The sequence below is a fragment of the Marinobacterium profundum genome, assembly GCF_001528745.1.
Lineage (GTDB): Bacteria > Pseudomonadota > Gammaproteobacteria > Pseudomonadales > Balneatricaceae > Marinobacterium_A > Marinobacterium_A profundum.
The window spans coordinates 1-4617 of the sequence record NZ_BCNS01000078.1 but is presented as its reverse complement, the minus strand read 5'-3'; the positions used below and the strand labels follow the sequence as shown (position 1 = coordinate 4617).

Genomic DNA, 4617 nt, shown 5'->3' with positions numbered 1-4617 from the left:
CAAGCCGTTGGAGGACGCGCCTGGAGGACCGTAGTTGCCCAGCAGATCAACATAGAAGCTGACAGTATTTTTCCACTCCTGGCCGTCGAACTCAGGCTTCCACTGCTCATCGAACCAGCGTGCGCCAAAGGCATTGGCCATGGTGCTGACCAGCGCCATATTCTCGCCCCAGCCCGCCTTGCCGCGCAGACAGATACCGTACTGACCCTGATCCGGCTTGTGCAGAACCTTGGCAAAGTCACGCACCTGCTCCCAGGTGGGCTGGTCCGGCATGGTCAGACCGGCCTCTTCAAACAGATCCTTGCGGTAATAGGTCATGGAACTTTCGGAATAAAACGGCAGGGCATAGAGGGTGCCATCGGCCGACAGACCGTTACGCACAGACGGGAAAATATCTTCCACATCATACTCAGCCGGCAGATTGCCCATGGGCGCCAGCCAGCCTTTCTTGCCCCAGATGGGCGCTTCATACATGCCGATGGTCATGACATCAAACTGACCGCCGCCGGTGGCGATATCGGTGGTCAGACGCTGACGCAGCACGTTCTCTTCCAGTACCACCCACTCCAGCTTGATATCCGGATGAGTTTCTTCAAAGGCAGTAGACAGCTCCTGCATGCGAATCATGTCGCCGTTGTTCACGGTGCCGATGGTCACAGTTGCAGCGTTGGCACCCAGGGATGCCAGGGCAATGGAGGATGCAAGCAGGGTGGAGGTAATCGGTGAATTCTTCACGTTACGAGCCTCTTTTATCATTATGGTGTCGGTCGGTGTCTCGTTAACTTTGTACCCGTGAGTGTAGTTCACTGCAAAGTAGGCCAGGTCACAAAGTCATCAGGACAGGTCCATTACACTGCGAAAGGGGGTGTCAGCACAAATACCCTGTCGAGCCAGATATGTACTTTTCTGCCATTCTGTTTAGGTGGGGTATGCTGGATTTACCGGTTTTACTGGGTTTCAGGTCTTATTTTGGTAGAGGGGGCGATGTTTACATCATAAAAGTACTTATTTTTGGCGAAATTTCAGAAGATGGGTGACGCTCGGTGAATTCGTAATAGTGACGATATCCACCGAGGCCACAGGAGAAATGGGGCTTATATGCGTTTGAGACGCGCGCAGCTGTAGCTTTTAGCTGAAATTGATCTGGACCTTGACGTCGCCAGGCTCGGCCCTTGCCGCGCGTTCGAAGGCTTCGATACCTTTTTCGAACGGTAATACACAGGACACCATGGGTTTGATATTCAGTTTCCCTGAGCCCAGCAGCGCCAGCGCCCTTGGAAACTGGTTGGCATAGCGGAATACTGACTCGAGTCGCAGCTCTTTCGCCTGCATGGCGACTATATCAATAGTGACGGGTGCCGGCGGCATGCCGACCAGCACAACAGAGCCGCCGGGGCAGGCCAGCTCAAACAAATTTGCATAGGCTTTGGGGCTGCCTGAGGCCTCAAATACCAGCTGGGCGCCCCAATTGTCTGTTAGCTGTGCCACGCGTTCTGACAGGTTTTCGCTGCTGATATTCACCGCAGTGATGCCGTCGTAGGCCGCGGCTATATCGAGTTTTTCCTGTACCAGATCGGCAATGATCACGTGGCTGCAGCCGCCGGCCAGCACTGAAAGGGCCGTGAGTATGCCGATGGTTCCAGCGCCAATGACCACAGCGATATCGCCGGGCCTGATTCGGGCTTTTTCGGCGGCCTGCAGACCTGTGGCCAGAGGCTCAATCAGTGCGCCTTCGGCGAAGCTGACATTATCCGGCAGTTTGAATGTGAAGTTGGCCGGATGCACAACTTCTGGCATCAGGCAGCCGTGAATCGGCGGCGTGGCCCAGAAACTGACGGCTGGATCCAGGTTGTACTTGCCTTCAAGTGTGGCGCGAGACTTGAGATCCGGAATACCGGGCTCCATGCAGACTCGGTCTCCCGGCTGCAACTGTGTCACCTTGTCCCCTACTGCGATGACTATGCCGGAGGCTTCGTGGCCCAGTACCATGGGCTCGCGCACCACAAAGGGCCCTATGCTGCCGTGTTTGTAATAGTGCACATCGCTGCCACAGACGCCGACGTTACGTACGGCAATCCTGACGTCGTCCGGGCCCATAGCCTGGTCGATGGCGATATCTCGAATGGACAGTTGTCCTGCCTGTTCCAAAATCAGTGCTTGCATGGAGCCCCCTGTGTGGTTCGGCACAGTGCCGCTTAGCCGCTTAGCCGCTTAGCCGGACATCCGGCGTGATAATCCTATTAGATGGTTTTTTGCCGTGGACTAAAAATACGCTGCGGCCAGGGGGCTGTATTATTTTGCCGGCGGTGCTACCACCAGGTTCAGGAGGCCCGCTGAGGCAGCGTTTTTCTGTATTCGCTGGGGGTCATGCCCTTGAGTTCGAGAAAGCGGCGATTGAAGTTGGCGATGTTGTTATAGCCGACGTCGAAGCAGATCGCAGTGATGGGGTTGTCGCTATAGGCCAGTAACTCCGACGCCCTGTTGATGCGCAGCATATTGATGAAATCTACAAATTTATGGCCTGAAGCGCGCTTGAAACGTTTCGAAAACTGGGTTTGGCTCATGTCCATAAAGAGCGCAACCTCGTCCAGCGGCAGTTCACGCTGATAGTGTTGCAAAATGTAGTCGGCGGCGCTGTTGAGCCAGTCCAGATGCTTGCTGTCGGTCTGGGGCTGATGCCAGGCGCTGGACAGGGTGCGACAGTGCTCGCAACTGGCCAGCAGCTGCAGCAGCGTCAGAAAGTGGATCAGGCGCTGCGGGCCGCAGGCCTGGGCGACGGCATCGAATAATGTGGTGGCTTGGGCAATAGTATCCGGATGGGTAAACTCCAGCCCTCGTTTTGCCTGTTCCAGCAGTGGCGTGAAGGCGCGTATCTCGGGAAATACGCGCTGCGCATCGTGCAGCAGAGTGCTGGGGAAGTGAATTACCTGATCACGCACGGGTACGATTTCGTCTTCAGCCAGGTTACTGATCCAGTTGTGCGGCAGGTCGGGGGCAACCAGTACCAGATTACCGGGCCGAAAGTTACCGATGTAATCGCCGACAAAGATTCTGCCCGAGGTCGCACGCACCAGGTGGAGTTCAAATTCCCGGTGATGATGCCAGCGGATTAACGAGCTGGGAACGCCATGCTGAATATAGTGAATGGATTCACAGGCGGGTTGTTCGACCCATTCATAGTCAGGCTGGCGCTGCGGATCTGTAGGCATGGAGGTTCCTGAACATGGTTGCCACTCTGCTGGTGGCCAAGACGCTATGCGTGACTGCGGCCTGGGGCAGGGAGTCGCCGAATCATTATTGAATATTAGCTTGCGCCCGTCTGGCAAATACTCCGCGACAGGGTCTCGGTATTATTTTGCCGCCTTCTAACTGTTTATGTCCTGCCGCTGCGCGGGCTCGGTCTGGCGCAGTATCGATATTCAGACGCGGTAGAGCAGGTCGGCCGAGGTGCGGCGGTATTCGGACGGGGTCATGCCCTTGACGGCATGGAAGCGACGGTTGAAATTGGCAATATTGTTAAATCCGGCGGAAAAACAGATATCGGTAATGGGTTCGTCGGTGTGGGCCAGGCGCTCGCAGGCACGGTTGATGCGCAGGCCGTTGACGAAATCGATAAAGCGCCGCCCGGTGGCCTTTTTGAAAAACTTGGAAAAGTAACTCGGACCCATTTCCAGTCGGCTGGCCACATCCTCCAGCGCCAGATCCTGATCGTAATGATCGACGATGTACTGCACTGCCTCGTTGACCTTCTCGAGGGTTTTTTTGTCGGCGATGGGAATGTAATTGGTGGACGACAGCACCCGATACTCAGACGTCGAGGCGAGCAGATCGAGCAGCGTCCAGAAACGGGTCAGGCGTCGAAAACCACGGGCTTCGGCGAGATCTTCAAACAGGGCATCGGCTTGGCGAATCATGGCGGGATCGAGGAATTCGATGCCGTACTGGGCACGCTCCCAGAACGGCGCCAGTGACTGCATTTCCGGGAAGGTGCTGCCGCAGGTTTCGACCAGATCATGGGAGAAGTTGATGACCCTGTCTCTTAATTCTACCGACTCGCCATCGGGCAGCTGGCTAATCCAGTTATGGGGCAGGTTGGGCCCCACCATAATCAGCTGATTGGCATTGAAGTTACCTATATAGTCGCCCACGAAGACCTTGCCACTGGTCGCCTTTATCAGGTGCAGTTCGTATTCGGAGTGATAGTGCCAGCGCACCAGCTCGCAGGGGTATCCGTGCTGCAGGTAGCGGATGGACTCGTCTCCCTGCTGGTCAACCCGTTCAAACTCTGGCTGAAGGCGTGCTTTATCGGTCATGTTGGCGTGTCGTCATTGATCCTAGGGTGGTGCCGCTGTCTTTCTTGGTACGGCTACTACAAGAATAGCCGTTGCTGCGGTAGGACAGCAGTTTATTCTGGCCTGAAGTGCAGGCCGGTGTCATCGACTATCGCTCATTGCCGGGGAGGAAGGGATTTCCTAGGAGGCTGTCCGAGAATGCTGGCCGTAGCGAGGGAAAGTCTGTTTTGTTCAGCACATCCATGTGCTTCACCCCTTCGGGGCTTGCGCGTTCAATCACTCCCTACGATTGAATGAGGCAGTTTTTGAGCTCTTTTGAGACGAC

The 4617-nt window shown here is 55.7% G+C and carries 4 protein-coding genes; all 4 read right to left on the bottom strand.

From position 1 onward, the window contains the following. On the bottom strand, positions 1–756 hold a 756-nt coding region (locus MPRO_RS03575; protein WP_158651743.1), incomplete at its 3' end, for an ABC transporter substrate-binding protein. A 372-nt stretch (positions 757–1128) separates the two neighbouring features. After that, positions 1129–2163 carry an NAD(P)-dependent alcohol dehydrogenase gene (locus tag MPRO_RS03570; RefSeq protein ID WP_067287077.1) on the bottom strand — a complete coding sequence of 345 codons (1035 nt, stop codon included), beginning with the start codon at positions 2161–2163 and terminating at the stop codon, positions 1129–1131. A gap of 158 nt (positions 2164–2321) precedes the next feature. Beyond that, a complete protein-coding gene (locus MPRO_RS03565; RefSeq protein WP_067287075.1) occupies positions 2322–3209 on the bottom strand; it encodes an AraC family transcriptional regulator in 888 nt (295 codons plus the stop codon). A 210-nt stretch (positions 3210–3419) separates the two neighbouring features. Beyond that, a complete protein-coding gene (locus tag MPRO_RS03560) occupies positions 3420–4313 on the bottom strand; it encodes an AraC family transcriptional regulator (protein ID WP_067287073.1) in 894 nt (297 codons plus the stop codon). Positions 4314–4617 lie beyond the last annotated feature (304 nt).

Bases quoted from the DNA above. Each gene is read 5' to 3' on its own strand.
- MPRO_RS03565 (WP_067287075.1), bottom strand. From the start codon at position 3,209: ATGCCTACAGATCCGCAGCGCCAGCCTGACTATGAATGGGTCGAACAA.
- MPRO_RS03570 (WP_067287077.1), bottom strand. From the start codon at position 2,163: ATGCAAGCACTGATTTTGGAACAGGCAGGACAACTGTCCATTCGAGAT.
- MPRO_RS03560 (WP_067287073.1), bottom strand. From the start codon at position 4,313: ATGACCGATAAAGCACGCCTTCAGCCAGAGTTTGAACGGGTTGACCAG.